A 17,421-nucleotide genomic window follows, 5' to 3' on the forward strand; every position below is an offset into this window, starting at 1 on the left:
CGCGCGGCGAGGCGTGGGCGCGCGGGGTGGGCGCGCGGCGAGGCGTGGGCGCGCGGGGTGGACGCGCGGCGAGGCGTGGGCGCGCGGGGTGGGCGCGCGGCGAGGCGTGGGCGCGCGGGGTGGGCGCCCGGCGAGGCGTGCGCACGCGGCGTGGGCGCGTGGCGTGGGCGCGTGGCGTGGGCGAGGCGGCGAAGCGTGGGCGCCGGGGTGAGCGTGGCGGTCACGTGTGGGCGCGCAGACCGCCGTCGGGAGAGCGCGGTGGCGCTGACGTTGACGGCGTTGTCGGGGGGATGAGGGTGCCTGCCTCGTGCACGCTCGCGGAGCTCCCGGCGGTGATGAAGGCCCCGTCGTCCGGTGGTGGCCCGCCCTTGCTCGGGCGCGCGGTCTGCGGTGCTGAGCTCCGTGGCTCGGACCGGACGGTGCCGTCCGGCCGCGTGAACCTGTAGCGGGCGCGCGCGAGCCCGAATGAGCCGGTGCCCGTGGTGCGTGTGGTGCGTGATCTCCGAGCTCCGGGGTCGATGGCGTGGGGCGGAGGCTCCAGGCGCTCGACGTGCTCCAGGCGCTCGACGTGCAGAGACTCCTGGTGCACCACGTGGTGGTGGAAGGAGCACAGGAGCGCACTGTTCTCGATGCTGGTCACTCCGCCGTCGCGTTCCCACCACTCGATGTGGTGCCCTTCGCACCACCGAGCGACGGCGTCGCACCCGTTCCACGCGCACCCGCCGTCCCGAGCGACGACTGCTCGCCGCACCTCGTTGGTGATCAGGCGGGTCGTGCGTCCGAGGTCCACGGGTGTCCCCTGCGCGTCGACGACGACACGCGTGAGCGCGCTGTCGCACACGAGCTGGGCGACGGCGCTCGGTGGCAGAGGCCGACCGTCCTCGTCGGTGACGGGCGGCAGGCCGCGCAGCCGCTCGGCGAGCGGGACGCGATCCCCGTCGTGCAGTGCGGCGGTGAGGGCGAGCCAGGTGGGCTCACTGACGATCACCGAGACCTGCGGCGGCACCACCGCACCCGCGGCGGTTCGCGGCGAGGAGAGGAGGTCGGCGGCGAGCGCGTCCAGTGCGTCCGCCCTGCGCTGCTCCGAGGTCCTCTCGTCGTCGACCGAGGGCTTGCCCGCCACCGACTCGAGCGCGCGACGCAGGCGTGCGCCGGCCTGCAGGTCGAGGAGGCCCTTGACGTAGGTGCCGTCGGCGGTGTCCGTGAGCCACAGGTGCCGGTTCGCGCGCTGCACGGCCAGGCCGCGCTCGAGCGACACCGGGTCGGCCTGCGCGACCATCCGGTCGACGGCTCGCGCGTACTCGCGTCCGTCGAGCCTGCGCCCGAGCGCGACGAGCGTGCCCTGCGTGTCGGGCGCTGCGAGGAACGCGGCGACGTCAGGAGTGCCGCGCGCTGCGATCTTGGCGATGACGTCGACGTGCGTGGGTGAGATCTCGGAGTCGAGGAGCGCCTGCTCGACGGCGGGCATCTGGGTGAGCGTCGCCGCCTGGCGGAGCTCGGCGCCGGCCGTGGTCGAACCGGCGCGTGAGGTCCGCGCCCGCCACGCGCTCACGGTGCGGTCGCCGCGCCGGGCCCAGTCGCGCGACTCGTCGACCGCCGCCAGCACGCGTGCACGGGCCGCGGTCAGCGCGGCACTCGCCGCGTCGATGGCGGCCAGCCGATCCCGCCGGGACTCCGGGGTCCACGTGGCCGCACGCGCAGCCTCGTCGGCCGCACGCCGCGCGACGGTGACGAGCAGCTCCCATCCGGGGACCTCGTCGCCCCGGACGGCACCGTCGAGCACCCGCGAGACCGTCGTCACCGCCACGCCGCCCCCCCTGTTCGCCGCCTGAGTCGTTACCGACCGGACATCTCGTACAAGCGTACGAACGTTCGATGTGCGCGGGGCGGGCGCGGCAACTTCTGTGGACAACGAGGAGTCACTCCATCCGGGCGGGGTGCGGCGCAGGTCGTCGGCGCCTGGATACCGGACTGCGGGCACCACCCACGGGTCGAGCAGAACGAGGCGCTCCGCGCCGTCGGCAGGTCATACCGCGGAGGGAGGGCACGACGCGCGTGTCCACCCGTGCGGGGGGACACGGTGCGACGCCGTGCGTCCGTGGTAGCCGCAGGTCGAGACGGCGGGGGGAGTCGCGCGGCACGCGACCGCGGCTACCGTCGCCGACGTGTCCCTGACCTGCACCGACGTCGTCCTCCTGAGCGACCCGCGCGTGGCGGCCGTGCCCGTGCGGGACTGCCGCGAGCCGCTCGTCGTCGCCCCCGTGCCGCGGCTGCACCCGACCCCCGACCGTGCCGCCGGTGGGCTGGTGCGGGCCGGTGTCGCGCGGCGCCTCGCGCGCGCGGACTGCGCCCTCCCCCCGGGCGTGCACCTCGTGCTCGCGGAGGGCTGGCGCAGCCCTGCCGCGCAGGCCGCGATCGTCGAGCGGTACCGGTCGGCCGTCCGTGCCGGCCACCCGGACGCCGATGAGGACGAGGTCGAACGCCTCACGAGCCGGTACGTGTCCCCCGTGTCGGTCGCGCCGCACGTCGCCGGGGCGGCGGTCGACGTCACCCTCGTCGACGACGCCGGGCGCGAGCTCGACCTCGGGTGCCCGCTCGACGCGACACCGGAGGAGAGCGACGGGCGCTGCTTCACCGCTGCGCAGGTGCCGCCCGCCGCGCGCGTGCTGCGGACCGCGCTCGGCGAGGTGATGGCGGGCGCGGGCTTCGTCAACTACCCCACCGAGTGGTGGCACTGGAGCGTCGGCGACCGCTACTGGGCGCTGGTCACCGCGCAGCCCGCGGCCGTGTACGGGCCGGTGACGGCGTGAGTGCGACGCTCTGCGAGTCGCGGACGGGACCACTGGCGACGCTCGCCACCACGCGCCCGGTCCTCACCGTGCGGCTCGACGCGGTCGCGTACAACACGCGCGTCCTCGCGGCCCGGGCACGGCGGCTCATGGCCGTCGTCAAGGCTGACGGGTTCGGGCTGGGTGGCGCCGACGTCGCACGCACGGCCCTCGCGCACGGTGCGCGCGCACTGGGCGTCGCGACGCTCACGGAGGCCGTCGAGCTGCGCACCGCCGGGATCGGCGCACCCCTGCTGAGCTGGCTCGACGCCCCGGGCGCGGACCCGTCCGACGCCGTGCTGCACGGCGTCGACGTGGCCGTGCCGAGCCTCGGGCACCTCGAGGCCGCAGTGGCGGCCGGGCGGCGTACGGGTCGGGCCGTCGCCGTGCACCTGTACCTGGACTGCGGGACGGCGCGCGACGGCTGCGCGCCCGAGCTGTGGCCCGCGCTGTGCGCCGCGGCGTGGCGCGCCGAGCTGACCGGTGCGGTGCGCGTCGTGGGGGTCATGGGCCACCTGGCGTGCGCGGCGAGCCTCGACCCGCAGGCCAACGCGGACGCCACGGCCCGCTTCGTGCACGGCGTCGCGCGGGCGCGCGCCGCCGGCCTGCGCCCGGCGCTGCGGCACCTGGGTGCGACAGCCGCGGTGCTGGGCCTGCCGGCGACCCGGTTCGACCTGTCACGCGTCGGTGCAGGCCTCGTCGGGATCGACCCGACCGGCCGGTGCCCCGTGCTGCACGCGGTCGCGCAGGTGACCGCCCCCGTGGTGCAGGTGCGTGACGTCGGCGCCGGGGTCGGCGTCGGGTACGAGCACACGTACCGCACGCCCGCCCCGACGCGCCTGGCGCTGCTGCCGCTCGGCTACGCCGACGGCCTGCCCGTGACCGCGTCGGGACGCGCGCAGGTGCTCGTCCACGGCCAGCGACGGCCGCTCGCGGGGCGAGTGTCCATGGACCAGGTCGTCGTCGACGTGGGCGACCTGCCGGTGCGGACCGGCGACGTCGTCACCGTCATCGGCACGGGCGACGACCTCGCCCCCACGCTCACCGAGTGGGCCGGCTGGGCGGGCACCCTCCCGCACGAGCTGCTCACCGGCCTGGGCCGCCGCCTCGTGCGGCACGTCGTGCCCGCACCCCCGTCCACCAGCCCCGAGGAGCTCGCGTGACCACCGACCTGCAGCACGACCCCGTGACCTCCTCGAGCGTGCCGCGGTGCCGCGTCGCGGTCGTCGGCGGCGGCGCCAACGCCGAGCACGACGTGTCGCTCGCGTCCGCCGCAGCCGTCCGCGCCGCGCTGGCGCCCACGCACGACGTCGTCGAGCTGACGGTCGCGCGCGACGGGTCGTGGTCGAGCGGCGGGAGGGCGCTGACGTTCGCGCAGGCCGTGGGGCTCGTCGCGACGTGCGACGTGCTGCTGCCCGCCGTGCACGGCCTGCACGGCGAGGACGGGACGCTCGCGGCGCTGGCCGACCTCGCCGACGTGGCGTGCGTCGGGTCGGGGGTGCGGGCGGGCGCCGTCGGCATGGACAAGTGGCTGACGAAGCTCGTCGCGGCCGCTGTGGGGGTCGCCGTCGCCGACGGGCGGGTCGTGCGCGGCGTCGCCGAGGCGTGCGCGGACCCGCGGCTCCCGGCGGTGGTCAAGCCGGTGTCGAGCGGGTCGAGCCACGGGGTGCGGCACGTCGAGACCGCCGCCGAGCTCGCGGACGCCGTGGCCGCCGCGCTCGAGCTCGACGACCGCGTGCTCGTCGAGGAGGTCGTGGCGGGCCGCGAGATCGACGTGGCCGTGCTGCGTCGCGCCGACGGCACGACCCTCGTCTCCCCCGCCCTGGAGATCGGGCACGCGGGCGCCGTCTTCGACACCGCGACCAAGTACGACGGCAGCGCGCGGTTCGTCGTGCCCGCGGCGCTCGACCCGGCGGACGCCGATGCGCTCGCCCACGCCGCGCTGACGGTGGTCGACGCGCTGGGCTGCGACGGCGTGGCGCGCGTCGACTTCTTCCTCACCGTGCACGGCCCGGTCCTCAACGAGGTCAACACCATGCCGGGAATGACGGCGCACTCCCAGGTCCCGGTGATGTTCGCCGGGGCCGGCCTGACGTACGACGAGCTCGTCGGCGAGCTCGTCGCGCAGGCGTGCACGCGGCACGCTGCGCGCAAGTCGTGACGGCGGCGAGCGACCGGGTGACGCTCCCGTAGGCCGCAGCCTGCCGGCGTGGGCCGTGCCCACCGTGCGGAATGCCCCGAAATCCACCCGTGTCGGGCGGTGCTGCTCTACTACGCTGACGCGTTCGCACGATGAGGACGCGCGTCAGTCACTGGCGAGCCGGTCACGACGCGCGAGACAGCAGGGGGCTGTTGTGGTGGAGAACCTGATCACGATTCAAGCGCCGTGCCTGGCCGGGGAACCGGCTCGGCAGGTCACGGTGAGGGCCGGGCAGTCCGCGTCGGTCGGGGTGTGCCGGTGCCGTGCGTGCGACCTGAGCCTGAGGATCGACGACGACCTCACGCCGGCGTTCACCGCGCAGGTGACGGCGACGGACGGCTACTGGCTCGTCAGCAACCTCTCGGACGACCAGCCGATGCGGATCATGAACATGGAGGACCCCTACCAGTACTTCGTCGTCGAGCCTGCCCGGCAGCGCGTCCCGGTCCCGTTCGAGCTGTCGCAGATCGGCTCGACCAGCGCGCCCGGCGACTCGATGGTCACGGTGTTCGGTCCCGAGCCGACGCTCCTGGAGGCAGGCGTGCCGGCGTGCAGCGCGGCGCCGACCGGCCCCCTGCTCGACTCGCGTGCCACGTACCACCGGGTGCTGCGTGAGCTGTGCCGACCCCGGCTGTCGGGTTCGCTCAGCGCACCCCTTCCCACGTCCTCGGAGATCGGCAGCAGGTTGAGCGGGGGACGCCGGCGGCTCAGCGCCCGGGCGGTGGACGCGCACATCCGGTACGTCAGCGCGAAGCTCGAGCTGCCGCAGGGTGCGGGGCGGGAGGCGCTCGTCGCGGTCGCCATCCGGCTGGGCGTGGTGCAGTGACGCCCGGGGCGCCCCGGGGCGCCCGCGTCAGGCATCGCGCCGGGTGAACGTCACGCCCGCCGCACCGACGAGCGCTGCCGCCCACGCCGCGAGCACGCCCAGCCCTGCCCAGCGCGGCAGCGGGTGCGTGCCCTCGGGCAGCCCGACCGCGCTGAGCGCGGCGTCATGGGGGAGCAGGGCGATCAGGTCGGGCAGGGCGCCGCGCAGCGTCGGCGCGACGAGCAGCCCGGCGACGACGAGCACGACGAGCGGCAGGACCGCACCTCGGGCCAGCACCGCGAGCCCGAACGCGACGACCGGCACGAGCGTGTAGACGGCGACGAGCGCGACGACGTCCACCGCCGCGGCGCCGGGCGTGAGCGTGCCCTCCGCGAGCAGGCCGGAGTGCTGGACGAGGTGTGCCGGCACGACGACGACGACCGCGGCAGCCGCGCTCGCGGCGGTCACGGCGACCAGTTGTGCGCCGAACAGCCGCGGCCGGTCCGGGACCGCGAGCAGGCTGACGCGCAGCTGCCCGTTCAGGTACTCGGTGCCGGCCGCGAGCGCGCCGAGCGCGGCGAGCACGTAGACCGGCGCGAGCATGACGCCGCCGATCTGGCCGAGCGGGGTGCCGCCGTCGGAGCCGGCGACCCGCACGGTGTCGTCGCGGGCCAGCAGTGCGAGCACCAGCTGGGCGACGAGTGCCAGGCCCACCACGGTCCACGTCGAGGCCAGCGTGCGGACCTTGTCGAGCTCGCCCGCGACGACCGCGCTCACGGCGCGTCCCGTCGCGCGAGCGAGGCGCCCGCGCCCGCTCCCGTGACGAGGACCCAGGCGACCAGGACGAGCACCGCGAGCACGGGGCCCGAGGTCAGGTCCGGGGTCGAGACGGGGTCCAGCAGCAGGTTCCGGCCGGCGCTCACGGGCAGCCACCGGTCGAGCCCCGGTGCCACCAGCTGGCCCATGGTCACCGTCGTCAGGATGACGGCGGCCACGACGGCGACGACGATGCTCCGCGCGGCGAGCGTGATCGCGTACGTCACGAGGCACAGGGCGACCGCGAACGCGATGAACCGCGCCTGAGCGGACAGGGCCGCGGGGCTCACGACGAGGCCCGGCTTCCACTCCTGGACGGCGAGGTGGGTGAACACGGCGGACACGAGGGCGACGAGGGAGGCGGGCACGAGCAGGAAGACGGTCGCGGCGACGAGCTTCGCCGTCATGAGGCGTCCGCGCGCGGGCACCGCGAGCAGGCTCGTGCGCAGCTGGCGGCCGCGGAGCTCCTGGCCGGCGACCACGGCCGCGACCACGGGCAGGAAGATGCACATCTGGAGCGACGACGCGACGAGGCTCTCGAGCATCGCCTGCTCCGCCTCCTGAGGCTGCCCGACGAAGATCTCGATCATGCCGTCGGGCGTGATCGCGGCGACGGCGTCGGCGTACAGCGACAACGAGAGCGCGCTCACCAGGACCTGGATCGCCAGCACGGCGCCGAGCGTGAGCCACACGCTGCGCAGCGTGACGATCTTCGTGAGCTCGGCACGCGCCACCGCGAGCAGGGCGCTCATCGGGCGGCGCCCGTCGCGAGCGCCGCGAAGAAGGCCTCCTCGAGCGAGAGGTGCCCGGCGACGACCTCGTCGAGCGTCCCGCGCACGACGACCCGGCCGCGGTCGATGATCACGAGGTCGTCCACCGTGTCGGACATCTCCGCCATCTGGTGCGACGAGACCAGCACCGTGCGCCCCTGCGCGGCGAAGTCGCGCAGGAGGGTGCGGATCCACCGGATGCCCGCCGGGTCCAGGCCGTTCGTCGGCTCGTCGAGCACGACGACCTGCGGGTCGCCGAGCAGGGCGGTCGCGATGCCGAGCCGCTGCGTCATGCCCAGGGAGAACGTCCGCACGCGCTGCCTGCGGGCACCGGTGAGGTCCACCAGCTCGAGCACCTCGTCGACGCGTGCCCGCGGGATCCGGTTGGACTGCGCGACCCAGCGCAGGTGGTCGACGGCGCGCCGCTCGGGGACCGCACCCGCGCCGTCGAGCAGGGCTCCGACGGTCCGCAGCGGGTGCTCGAGGTCCCGGTAGCGCCTGCCGTCGATCGTCGCGGTCCCGCTCGTCGCGGCGCTCAGCCCGAGCAGGATCCGCAGGGTCGTCGACTTGCCGGCGCCGTTCGGGCCCAGGAACCCGGTGACCCGGCCGGGACGTGCGGTGAAGGTCGCGTCGTCGACCGCGGCGGTCGCGTGGTAGCGCTTGGACAGGTGCGAGATCTCGATCACGGGAACCTCACGGACGATCGGGCGGGACCTGTCGATCCTGCGTGAGTCGCCCCCGCGGCCGGGTCACCCGGAAGTAGACACCTCGCCGCGGGCGCGCGCCGGCAGCAGCGCGTTGACCTCGAACCCGCCCTCCGGGTGGTTGCCCCACTGCACCGTGCCGCCCACCAGGTGCGCGCGCTCGCGCATCCCGGTCAGCCCGAACCCCGGACCGACGCCTGCACCCTCGGCTCGGCCGACGCCCGGACCCCGCTGCCGGGCGCCGGGGCCGTGGTCCCTCACCTGCACCCGCACGTCGGTCCCGACCGACTCGACGACGACCGTGCACGGCGCGCCCGGAGCGTGCCGGACGGCGTTGGCCAACGACTCCTGGACGATCCGGAACACGACGAGCGCAGTCGCGTCGCGGACCGGCTCGTCGAGCGAGACGCGCTCGTCGACCTGCACGCCGGCGGCCCGGGTCCGCGCGACCAGCTCGTGCAGCTGGGGCGCGAGAGCGACGTCGTCGGACTCGTCGGGGTCCGCGGCGCGCAACGTGCCGACGAGCTCCTGGACCTCCGTCAACGTGTGCCGGGCCCGCTGCTCGATCTCGGCCAGTGCCTCGCGCAGGTCCGCGTCGGTCGCGTCGGGGAGCGACCGGGCCACGCCGGCCTGCGCGCTGAGGAGCCCCAGGGCGTGACCCACCACGTCGTGCACCTCCCGCGCGACCTCGAGCCGCGTGGCCGCGCGCGCCGCGTCCCGTGCCGCGTCGAGCTGGCGGCCGACCGCCGTCCCGAGGAGCCACGCGACGCCGGGCGCGACGACGGAGAGGATCGCCCACTGCGCCGCCTGCCGGGCGTCGTCGGGGAAGCCCACCGTGACCGAGACGAGCAGGAGGGTGACGATCAGCCCGACGACGAGACGTCGTGCGCTCGTGGCGCGGCGGACTGCCAACGGGTAGAGGCACCAGGCGGCCGCGAGCATGAAGTCGTCGGTGAGGCCGAGCGCGGCGGCGACCAGCGTCGCGACCCCGACGCCCCCCACGAGCACCGCGGGGAGTCGTTCCCGGGTGAGCATCGCGGCGCCGACGAGGGCCGCGAGCGACAGGCCGGCCGCGAGCCGCCACCCCTGGTGCTCGAGCGTGGGCGGCAACCAGAACACGCCCAGCACGACCACGGCGGCGAGCGCGTCGGCGAGCCTGCGGAGCACCGCCGACGACCCGCGCGGCGGCTGGGCCACGATCGCAGGGCCAGGCACGCGTCGCACCCTATCCGTCTCGTCGGGCACCGGCACGGGCGTGCCGCCGCGATACTGGGCTGCTATGGCCGACCCTTCGATCCGCGTCGTCGTCACCGATGACGACCCGTCCTTCCGGGCCGTGTACCGCAAGCTCTTCGACCGCACCGAGGGCTTCCGGCTGGAGGGCGAGGCGGGTGACGGTGCGGAGGCGGTCCGCCTGGTGCGGGCGTACCGGCCCGACGTGGCGCTCCTGGACGTCCAGATGCCTCGTCGTACCGGCCTCGAGGCCGCTCGCGAGATCCTCCAGGACGTGCCCGGCGTGCGGGTCGTCATGCTCACGACGTTCGACCTCGACGAGTACGTGCACGAGGCCCTCGGGCTCGGGGTCTCCGGGTTCCTGCTCAAGAACGCCTCGCCCCAGGAGGTGCTCACCGCGGTGCGGACCGCGCACGCAGGTCACGCGCTGCTCGCGCCGGAGGTCACCGCGCGGCTGATCCGGCAGCTCGCCCCGCCCCTGCCGGACCGGCGCCACGCGTTCGTCGGGCAGCTGCTCACGGCGCGTGAGATCGACGTCGTGCGGCTCGTCGCCCGGGGCCTGTCGAACCAGGAGGTCGCCGACGAGCTCGTGCTCAGCACCGAGACCGTCCGCACCTACCTGCGGCGGATGTTCGTCAAGCTCGGGGTCAAGGACCGCACGCATCTCGCCGTCCTCGCGTACGAGGCCGGCCTGCTGCACGAGACGCGCTGACGGGGCGCTCCTTCAGGCGATCAGCTGGTGGTGTGCCAGCTCGCGGTACAGGGCGCACGTCTCCATCAGCTCGCGGTGCGTGCCCTGCGCGACGACGCGGCCCTGGTCGAGCACGACGATCGAGTCCGCGGCGACCACCGTCGAGAGGCGATGGGCGATGACCACGACGCTCTGCTCCCCGGCCGACGCGACGAGGTCCTGGACCAGCCGCTCGTTGTTGCTGTCGAGGTTCGACGTGACCTCGTCGAGCAGCAGGACCGGAGAGCCCGCCAGGAGCGCGCGGGCGATCGCGAGGCGCTGGCGCTCGCCGCCGCTCAGCAGCTCGCCGCCTTCGCCCACCTGGCAGTCGAGGAACGCGGCGCCGTCGTCGTCGGCCTTGAGCAGGTTGACCTGGCGCAGCGCGTCGACGCACTGCTCGGTCGTCGCGGTGTGCGCGCCCAGGACCAGGTTGTCCCGGACCGTGCCTGACAGGACGGGCGCGTCCTGCTCGACGTAGGCGACCTGGCGGCGCAGCTCGAGCCGCGACAGGTGCCGCACGTCCTCGCCGCGGAAGCGGACCGTGCCCTCGGTCGGCTCGTAGAACCGCTCGAGGAGCGCGAAGACGGTGGACTTGCCGGCGCCGGACGGGCCGACGAGCGCGGTCGTCGCGCCCGCGCGGAAGTCGACCGACACGTCGCGCAGCACCCAGTCGTCGGTGCGGGCCGCGCTGTCCGGGGCCTGCGGGTACCGGAACGAGACGTGGGCGAGCGCGAACACGGCCGGGGCGGAGGCAGCGAGCTGCGGCAGCGGCGCCGCCGGGAGCGCCTCGACGTCGCGCTCCCCCTCGATCGCGTGGACCTCCAGCACGCGGTGGAGCGAGCCGAACGCCTCGCCGAGCTGGGCGAAGATCCCCGCGCACAGCGTGATCGGCGCGGCCATGAGCATCAGGTACATGATGAACGCGCTGAGCTCGCCCACCGTGAGGCTCCCGGCGGCGACGCGCATCGCGCCGACGGCGATGATCGCCAGCAGGAGGACCTGGATGGTGACGGCCGCGAACGTCTGGATCGCCGCACGCAGGGTCGCGGCCGCGTAGCCGGCCTTCAGGACCGTGGCGGCCTCCCCCACGGCGACCCCCACCTCACGGTCGGCCGAGACGGTCGCGCGGATCGTCCGCATCGACCCGAGAGCTCGGGTCACCGCGCCGGCGAGCGTGCCCATGGCGGTCTGCAGACGGAGCCCGGCGGGCGCGGTCCGGCGGCCGATGATCACGATCACGACGAGCGCGACGACGATCGTGACGACGGCGAGCGCCAGCAGCGTCCAGTCGATCAACGACATCATGACGATCGAGACGACGACCGCGACGACGCTCGTCGCGAGCTCGACGATCCCCGAGCTCATGACCATCCGGAGCTGGCTGATATCGGTCGTCACCCGTGAGACCAGGTCGGCGCGGTCCCGGCGTTCCAGGACGCCGATCGGGAGCGTGAACAGGTGCCGGATCAGGCGCTCACGTGTGTCGAAGGCGAAGAGCTCGCCGGACCGCTCCATCACGAGCTGCTGAGCGTTGGTGAAGACGGCGCTCAGGACGAGGAGCCCGACGAGGAACCCGACGGTCGTCGCCTGCACGCTGCCCTGGAAGCCGTCGACCGCTGACGCGACGACACGCGGCTGGAGAGCCCCGAACGCCGTGCTCGCGGAGCCGAGCACGAACGCCAGGACCATGCGGGCGCGGTACGGCCGCAGGATGCGCAGGACGTCACCCAGCCCCGCGGGCCGGGGGGCCGGCGCGCCGCTCTGGGCCGATGCTGCTGCCGGGGACGCCGCCGGCGCCTGCGGCTGGTCGATGACGGGTGTTCCGGTCATGGTGGTGCACTCCAGTCGGACGAAGGTCAGGTGCGGCGGCGGGGTTCAGCGCCGCGCGGAGACGCGCAGGACGGGACGGAAGTGCGCGACCGCGGGTGGTTCCCCGATCGGGACGCCGTCGACCTCGACCCACGCGTGTGCGACGAACGGGTCGGGGCGGAACCCCGTCTTCCACGTGGGCGCGCGGCGGTGCAGGCGCGCCAGGAGCACCACGGCGATCGAGCGCTGCAGGCACCCCTGGCCCGCGCAGCGCCGGCTGACGCTGTTGACGTCCGTGCGCCACTGCAGCACCTCGTCGGCCTGGGCGGGCCGGGCGCCCGCGGTCACGACCACCAGGACGCGCCGGATCGCCGCGGGTGGGAGCGCGGCGAGCACGAACGCCGAGGCGGTCGCGAACCGCGCGACGAGCGACCGGCGGAACCCGATGCGCTCGCGCAGCTCGGCGAGGACCGGTGCGCTCATGCCGACGCGTCCGTGACGAGCTTGGCCTTGCGGAACTCCGTGAGGAGCTGCAGGTGGTCGGCCCGGACGCGCGCCTCGTCGGCGCCGGTCTCGTGGGCCACGGCACGCACGTGGTCCTCGAGGGTCGAACCCTTGGCGAGCTCGTCGAGGAACGTCATCGCGGCCTCGTTGAGGTGCCAGTACACGCCCTTGCGCGAGTCGAGCAGGACCCTGCCGTCCTCGACGTCGACGATCTCGAGGCCTTCCTTCAGCTGGACGATGTCAGCTCACCCTCTCGAGTACGTGCAGCCAGCGGCTGCGGGTCTGCGAGCGACCGGAGCCATCGCTCGGTGAACGCGATCTGGTCGAGGTCCCGGTACTCCGCGCCGTCGACGGAGTACTCGCTGATCGATTGCATGATTCGTCCCGCCGAGACGAGCCCCAGGTCCTCGAGGACGGAGCCCGACGCGAAGAGCTCGCGGAGCAAGGGGGTGGCGGCACGGTGGTGCGCGAACACCTCGGCCGAGTAGTCGCCCTTGTCCGCGCGCGTGAAGTAGTCGAGGGACATCCGCGTCGGGCGCGCGGCGGCCAGCAGAGGCTTGACCGGGTACTGGCGCGCGCGATCCCCGATGCGCAGCGCGAGGCACGCGTCGACGACCCTGCGGTCGAGGTACGGGCTGTCGAACGACAGGCCCGCGCCCGGCGTCCGGGCCTGGTTGACGCGTCGGACGTCGGCGCCGTGGACGGACAGGTACTGCACGATCTGGTGCACGGTGCGGTCGGGCGAGTACGGTCCCCGCCCCTCGTCTCGCTCCCGCGCGGCGAGCTCGCGCACGTGCTCGCGGGCGGTGTCCGTGAGGGCGGGGTGGACCCGGGGCATCGCGACCCACCGGGAGTGGTCCGCCAGCTCCGGCTCGGCGCGGGCGAAGTCGGCGTGTGCGACGCGCGTGAGGCCGTCCGCGTACGTGCTGCGGTCCGCCAACATCCGCAGGGTGCCGACGAGCGGGTACCGGTTCGCGAGTCGCTGGCGCCGGATCTGCCGCACCCGGCCCTTGTCCCCGGACCGCAGCAGCGACCACAGGATCGTCGTGACCGGGCCGAAGAGCGCGTCTCCCGCGTGGCCGTTGAGGTGCAGGGAGGAGCCCGTGGGTGCCAGCGCGTCCTCGAGCATCGGGACGGCCGCCGCGGACACCGAGGCGATGCTCGGTCCCTCGGGTGTGTTGCCGAGCGTCCCGGTCGTCGCGTCGATCAGCCGGGGGAGCACGGAGGCGTACGGGACGACGACGTGGTGGGTCCCGAGCTCGGCCGCCGCCCGGTCCGCCCACACGTGGTCGCCGTTCGCGACGTTCTGCGAGCTGAGGAAGAGGCTGTGGTGCCGGGTCCGGGAGCCGGCCAGGAAGAAGTTCAGCGTGGTCGAGTCCAACCCGCCGGACAGGTCGGCGCTCACCTCACGGCGGCCTCCCGTGCGGGACGCGAGCGCCGCCTCGACGGCCTCGCTCAGCACAGGCGTCAGCTCGGCGAGCGAACGGTCGGGTGCGGGCGGGCTCCACCACCGCACCGCGCGCGGCGCGCTGGCCTCACGCGAGTCCAGCCACTCGCCGGGTCGCAGCGTGTGCAGGCCAGCCCAGATGCTCCGCAGGCCGACCGGGAGCGAGATCTCGGCATCGGTCAGCCGGCTCGCCAGGACCGCCGGGTCCGGTGCGAGCGCTGCGAGCCGCTGCAGAGCGAGCTGCTCGTCGCTGATCACGGGGACGCCGTCGATCGTCGTCCAGCACAGCGACCTGGTCAGGAACACCGGCGCCTGCGACCGCATACGCCCGTGCGACCGGGCGAACAGCAGCACGTCCCCCTCGGTGATCCGGCCGGCGTCGAGGTGGTCGACGGACGTCGAGCCCGCGAGCCAGGCGGACAGGGACCGCTCGTCGAGACCGTGGGAGTCGTCGCCCACGACGACCACGTCCAGGTGCCGGGAACGCGCGCTGAGCACGCGTCGACCCTCGGCACTCCCGACCAGCCACGGATTTCCCGACGGGTGGCGGAAAAGCACATCGCCAACCGTGGCGGCGAGATCAGCAGCCAGCCCGTGAGGCACCGGGCGATCGGGCAGGACGACGATGGGCATTCCGTCTCCAGATTCGTGAAGAAAGGTCGCCAACGCGCATTGTGCGGGCGGTCTTGCGCAATTGAGAGCGCGCTCGGAGAGCGTCGGTGCGGATCGCGTGCTGTCGATCCGCACCGACGCTCCGTGCAGCGATCTAGCGGGTCATCAGACGTAGATGACGAAGATCGCGGGGCGCCGGAAGATGTCGTTGTGCGGCGCCTTGCCGAGGCTCTTCGTCACGGACTTGAACGATCCGATGCGCGTGAGCTGCGGGGCGGAGTAGGTGCTCATTGTTCACTCCTCTCGTTGGTCGAGTTGTGGACGCGAACAATCTCTGTCCGCTGTCCGGAGTTTATGAGCGCGCCCGCCGGACGAGAATCTCGGCCGCCAGACAATAGGTGGGGTTGTGCACGCACATTCAGCCTGGTATTGCGGGCGCGCCGTGGGCGAGCTCCTCGCGGTCAGGGAGTGCTACGGCACCTGCTCGGGCTCACGGGGCTCGAGCGCGCGGACGGCGTCGAGATCACCGTGCCGGAGACGTCGTGAGGCACCGGGCGCTGCACGAGCGCACCCGGACGACGGTGGGTGTCAGCGGTGGGGTGGCGGGGCGTCGCTCGTCGGGTGGCGGCGTTCGATGACGCGGCAGAAGTGGGCGTTGGTGAACAGGGCGGCGGCGCCGACGAGCAGCACGAGCGAGAACGCGAGCATGAACGCCGCCCGCCACGCCTCGTCGGCGCCCAGCGCGAACGCGAGCGGCGGCAGCGCGAGGAGCACGAACACGATCCCGAAGGCGAGGTAGAGGCCGCTCCCGCCGCGGCCTCCCCACCAGACCCCGGCCCACCGGATCCGCTCGACGGGTGCCGGCACGGCCGCGCCCGGCGATGTGGCGGGACGCACCGCGTCGGACCAGCGGGTGCCGTCCCACCACCGCTCGGTGCCGGGGTGGTCGCCCGGGTACCAACCGGCGGGCGGCGGCGGTGCGGGTGGGTGGGTCACGTCGCGAACGCCGAGGTCGGCCACGCGAGCGCGGGGGTGTCGGACAGGCGCTCGGCGTTCTCGGCGTTGTGCGCGGACGCGCCGGTGAACGCGGAGATGAGCGAGTAGATCCCGACGATGAGACTGAGCACCGCCACGATGAGGCCGATCACCGCGCCGATGCCGAACGTCTCGACCGCGGTGAGGATCGCGAGCACCAGCCCCGCGACGCACAGCGCGAACGAGATGTACGCGATCTCCAGCTCGTCGAAGAACTCCTCGATGTCGGTCGCGAGCGAGTTCAGCGCGTCGCGCAGGCCGCGGGCGACGTCGTCGATCGAGCCGACGGCTGCCTTCTGCTCGGCGAGCGCGGTCTGGTACTGGTCGGTCGCGAGCGAGTCCCACCGGTCGCGGCTGTGCGCGTCGAGGTTGGCGGCGACCATGTCGGCGTCGAGTGCGGTGGCGCGCGCGAGCACGTCGGTGTCGAGCCGGCTGGCGGCGGCGCGCAGCGAGCTGGGGCGCCCGACGGATCGCGCGAGGAGCCGGAACTGGTCGAGCGCGTCGTAGATGGTCTCGGCGCACTCGCGGACGGCTTCGAGGATCAGCTTGCGCAGGAGCGCCTTGACCGGCTCGGGCAGCGGCACGGACACGGGCCAGCCGACGCGCACCGCGTCGAGCGCCCGGTCGACGAGCCCGGGCGCGGCGGCCACGTTGCTGCGCACCTGCTTCTCGATCCGGTCGCAGCCGACGCGGATCAGGTCCGCGACCTGCTCGGCGGATGGTCCGAACATGGGGCTACCTCCGGAACGACTGGACGACGTCGCTCTCGACGTCCTCGTAGAGACCGGCGACGGTCGTGAGCGTGGTGGCGATCCCGTCGAGCACACCCGCGCCGGTCGCGACCTGGTCGGCGAGGCCCGCGGCGATCGACGCGTACGCGGCACGCACCTGGTCGGCGCCGGGCAGGAGGGAGAACGCCAGCGGGTCGAGGTCGGTGCCGACGGTCGGTACGGCAGCGGCCATGTCGCCCAGGCGGTCCTGCCAGCCGCGCCACACCGACACGTCGGAGCGCAGCGCCGCGGTGTCGACGGAGAACTCGTCCGCCATCAGGGCCTCCCGGGTCTCGCCGAGGCGGTGACGGCCTCGTTGACGGTGCGCCGCACCTCGTCGGCCACGCCCTCGCGCGACGTGGACGTCAGCCACGCGTGGTCGCAACGGACGCGCCGCACGAACCCGGACTGCGCGCTCACCTCGACAGTGTTGTGCGCGTTGCGGTGCGCCGCGGGCTGCGTGCTCGGGTCGTGCCCTGCGAAGAGCTGCTCGAGGATGCGACCGAGGTCGAGCTCGCCCGCCCGGGCGGCGGCCCGGAACCCGGCCTGCAGTTGCGCGGGGTCGGGTGTGGGGCGGCGTCGCGCGGCGTCGGCGATCGCGAGGCCGATCTCGTGCTCGAGCTCTGCGGCGGGCAGGTCCTGCTCGATGATCAGCTCGACCAGCAGGCCGTCGCCGTCCATCTCGGCGCGCACCGCGTGGGCCTGCTGCGGCGGCACGAGCGCGTCGATCTGGCTCTGGATGTCCCGCAGTCGCGCGATCGAGGCCTCAGCCCGCTGCGTGAACCCCTCGAGCCCGGCGCGGATGTCGGGTGCCGGCCCGCCTGCGGGGTCGCTCATCAGGAGCACCTCTCGACGACGGCTGCCTCGGTCCGCGTGTAGGCGACCGACGCGCGGTGCAGCAGGTCGGCGATGGCCCTCAGGTTCGCCGCCATGCGGGACATGTCCCCGTTCCACGAGCGGTACGCGGACTGGAACGCGTCCGACGCGGCCCCCGTCCACTGCGCCGACAACGACTGGAGGTCGACGGTGAGCGTGTCGAGGGAGGTCTCGACGTTCGTGACGCTCGCGCGGATGTCGGCGACCGCCGAATCCAGCTCGTCGGGATCGACCTTCAGCTCGGACATGCGGGCAGCGTAGCGGGGGTCTTCGCCCAGTTCG

General features: G+C 74.2%; 20 protein-coding genes. 5 read left to right on the plus strand and 15 right to left on the minus strand.

Annotated features, from left to right (window positions below; translation table 11 throughout):
• Positions 1-220: 220 nt before the first annotated feature.
• Positions 221-1,807, minus strand: a complete 1,587-nt coding sequence (locus CGE01nite_RS13915) for an HNH endonuclease (RefSeq protein ID WP_170210982.1) — start codon at positions 1,805-1,807, stop codon at positions 221-223.
• 358 nt (positions 1,808-2,165) lie between these two features.
• Between CGE01nite_RS13915 and CGE01nite_RS13920 the strand changes: the two genes are divergently transcribed.
• The 4 genes from CGE01nite_RS13920 (at position 2,166) to CGE01nite_RS13935 (ending at position 5,854) form a co-directional block, all read left to right on the plus strand.
• Positions 2,166-2,810, plus strand: coding sequence for a M15 family metallopeptidase (locus CGE01nite_RS13920; RefSeq protein ID WP_229747576.1), 645 nt, complete (start codon positions 2,166-2,168; stop codon positions 2,808-2,810).
• Positions 2,807-3,991, plus strand: a complete 1,185-nt coding sequence (alr, locus tag CGE01nite_RS13925) for an alanine racemase (protein WP_141371428.1) — start codon at positions 2,807-2,809, stop codon at positions 3,989-3,991. Before CGE01nite_RS13920 ends, alr begins: the two co-directional genes overlap by 4 nt.
• Positions 3,988-4,989: a D-alanine--D-alanine ligase family protein gene (locus tag CGE01nite_RS13930; RefSeq protein ID WP_141371429.1), complete on the plus strand. Its 1,002-nt coding sequence runs from the start codon at positions 3,988-3,990 to the stop codon at positions 4,987-4,989. The genes alr and CGE01nite_RS13930 overlap by 4 nt, the downstream gene beginning before the upstream one ends.
• Positions 4,990-5,248: 259 nt before the next feature.
• Positions 5,249-5,854 (plus strand): hypothetical protein, encoded by a 606-nt coding sequence (locus CGE01nite_RS13935; RefSeq protein ID WP_141371430.1) that lies wholly within the window; start codon positions 5,249-5,251, stop codon positions 5,852-5,854.
• A 27-nt stretch (positions 5,855-5,881) separates the two neighbouring features.
• On the opposite strand, the gene CGE01nite_RS13940 is transcribed toward CGE01nite_RS13935, so the two are convergent.
• From CGE01nite_RS13940 to CGE01nite_RS13955, 4 genes are all read right to left on the minus strand, one after another.
• Positions 5,882-6,610 (minus strand): hypothetical protein, encoded by a 729-nt coding sequence (locus tag CGE01nite_RS13940; RefSeq protein WP_141371431.1) that lies wholly within the window; start codon positions 6,608-6,610, stop codon positions 5,882-5,884.
• Positions 6,607-7,401: an ABC transporter permease gene (locus CGE01nite_RS13945; RefSeq protein ID WP_048343719.1), complete on the minus strand. Its 795-nt coding sequence runs from the start codon at positions 7,399-7,401 to the stop codon at positions 6,607-6,609. Before CGE01nite_RS13945 ends, CGE01nite_RS13940 begins: the two co-directional genes overlap by 4 nt.
• Entirely contained in the window at positions 7,398-8,105 is a 708-nt protein-coding gene (locus tag CGE01nite_RS13950; protein ID WP_141371432.1) for an ABC transporter ATP-binding protein, read from the minus strand. The genes CGE01nite_RS13945 and CGE01nite_RS13950 overlap by 4 nt, the downstream gene beginning before the upstream one ends.
• Before the next feature lie 63 nt (positions 8,106-8,168).
• Positions 8,169-9,338, minus strand: coding sequence for a sensor histidine kinase (locus tag CGE01nite_RS13955; RefSeq protein WP_141371433.1), 1,170 nt, complete (start codon positions 9,336-9,338; stop codon positions 8,169-8,171).
• 64 nt (positions 9,339-9,402) lie between these two features.
• Here CGE01nite_RS13955 and CGE01nite_RS13960 point away from each other — a divergent pair, with 64 nt between their 5' ends.
• Complete coding sequence (locus CGE01nite_RS13960) at positions 9,403-10,068, plus strand: response regulator (protein ID WP_141371434.1); 666 nt, start codon at positions 9,403-9,405, stop codon at positions 10,066-10,068.
• Positions 10,069-10,080: 12 nt separating this feature from the next.
• Here CGE01nite_RS13960 and CGE01nite_RS13965 read toward each other — a convergent pair whose 3' ends face one another.
• The 10 genes from CGE01nite_RS13965 to CGE01nite_RS14010 form a co-directional block, all read right to left on the minus strand.
• Entirely contained in the window at positions 10,081-11,916 is a 1,836-nt protein-coding gene (locus CGE01nite_RS13965) for an ABC transporter ATP-binding protein (protein ID WP_141371435.1), read from the minus strand.
• A 45-nt stretch (positions 11,917-11,961) separates the two neighbouring features.
• Positions 11,962-12,378: a lasso peptide biosynthesis B2 protein gene (locus CGE01nite_RS13970; protein ID WP_141371436.1), complete on the minus strand. Its 417-nt coding sequence runs from the start codon at positions 12,376-12,378 to the stop codon at positions 11,962-11,964.
• Positions 12,375-12,638, minus strand: coding sequence for a PqqD family peptide modification chaperone (locus CGE01nite_RS13975; RefSeq protein ID WP_082156445.1), 264 nt, complete (start codon positions 12,636-12,638; stop codon positions 12,375-12,377). The genes CGE01nite_RS13970 and CGE01nite_RS13975 overlap by 4 nt, the downstream gene beginning before the upstream one ends.
• Positions 12,626-14,344 (minus strand): asparagine synthase-related protein, encoded by a 1,719-nt coding sequence (locus CGE01nite_RS13980; protein ID WP_170210983.1) that lies wholly within the window; start codon positions 14,342-14,344, stop codon positions 12,626-12,628. Before CGE01nite_RS13980 ends, CGE01nite_RS13975 begins: the two co-directional genes overlap by 13 nt.
• A gap of 279 nt (positions 14,345-14,623) precedes the next feature.
• Positions 14,624-14,749, minus strand: a complete 126-nt coding sequence (locus tag CGE01nite_RS13985) for a lasso RiPP family leader peptide-containing protein (protein ID WP_141371438.1) — start codon at positions 14,747-14,749, stop codon at positions 14,624-14,626.
• Between the two features lie 297 nt (positions 14,750-15,046).
• Positions 15,047-15,454 carry a DUF2510 domain-containing protein gene (locus CGE01nite_RS13990; protein ID WP_141371439.1) on the minus strand — a complete coding sequence of 136 codons (408 nt, stop codon included), beginning with the start codon at positions 15,452-15,454 and terminating at the stop codon, positions 15,047-15,049.
• Entirely contained in the window at positions 15,451-16,224 is a 774-nt protein-coding gene (locus CGE01nite_RS13995; RefSeq protein WP_048343713.1) for a hypothetical protein, read from the minus strand. Before CGE01nite_RS13995 ends, CGE01nite_RS13990 begins: the two co-directional genes overlap by 4 nt.
• A gap of 4 nt (positions 16,225-16,228) precedes the next feature.
• Positions 16,229-16,540 carry a hypothetical protein gene (locus CGE01nite_RS14000; protein ID WP_141371440.1) on the minus strand — a complete coding sequence of 104 codons (312 nt, stop codon included), beginning with the start codon at positions 16,538-16,540 and terminating at the stop codon, positions 16,229-16,231.
• Positions 16,540-17,100, minus strand: coding sequence for a hypothetical protein (locus tag CGE01nite_RS14005; protein WP_141371441.1), 561 nt, complete (start codon positions 17,098-17,100; stop codon positions 16,540-16,542). The genes CGE01nite_RS14000 and CGE01nite_RS14005 overlap by 1 nt, the downstream gene beginning before the upstream one ends.
• Positions 17,100-17,387 carry a WXG100 family type VII secretion target gene (locus CGE01nite_RS14010; protein WP_141371442.1) on the minus strand — a complete coding sequence of 96 codons (288 nt, stop codon included), beginning with the start codon at positions 17,385-17,387 and terminating at the stop codon, positions 17,100-17,102. The genes CGE01nite_RS14005 and CGE01nite_RS14010 overlap by 1 nt, the downstream gene beginning before the upstream one ends.
• Between the last annotated feature and the right edge of the window lie 34 nt (positions 17,388-17,421).

This window comes from Cellulomonas gelida (assembly GCF_006538725.1).
Classification (GTDB): Bacteria; Actinomycetota; Actinomycetes; order Actinomycetales; family Cellulomonadaceae; genus Cellulomonas; species Cellulomonas gelida.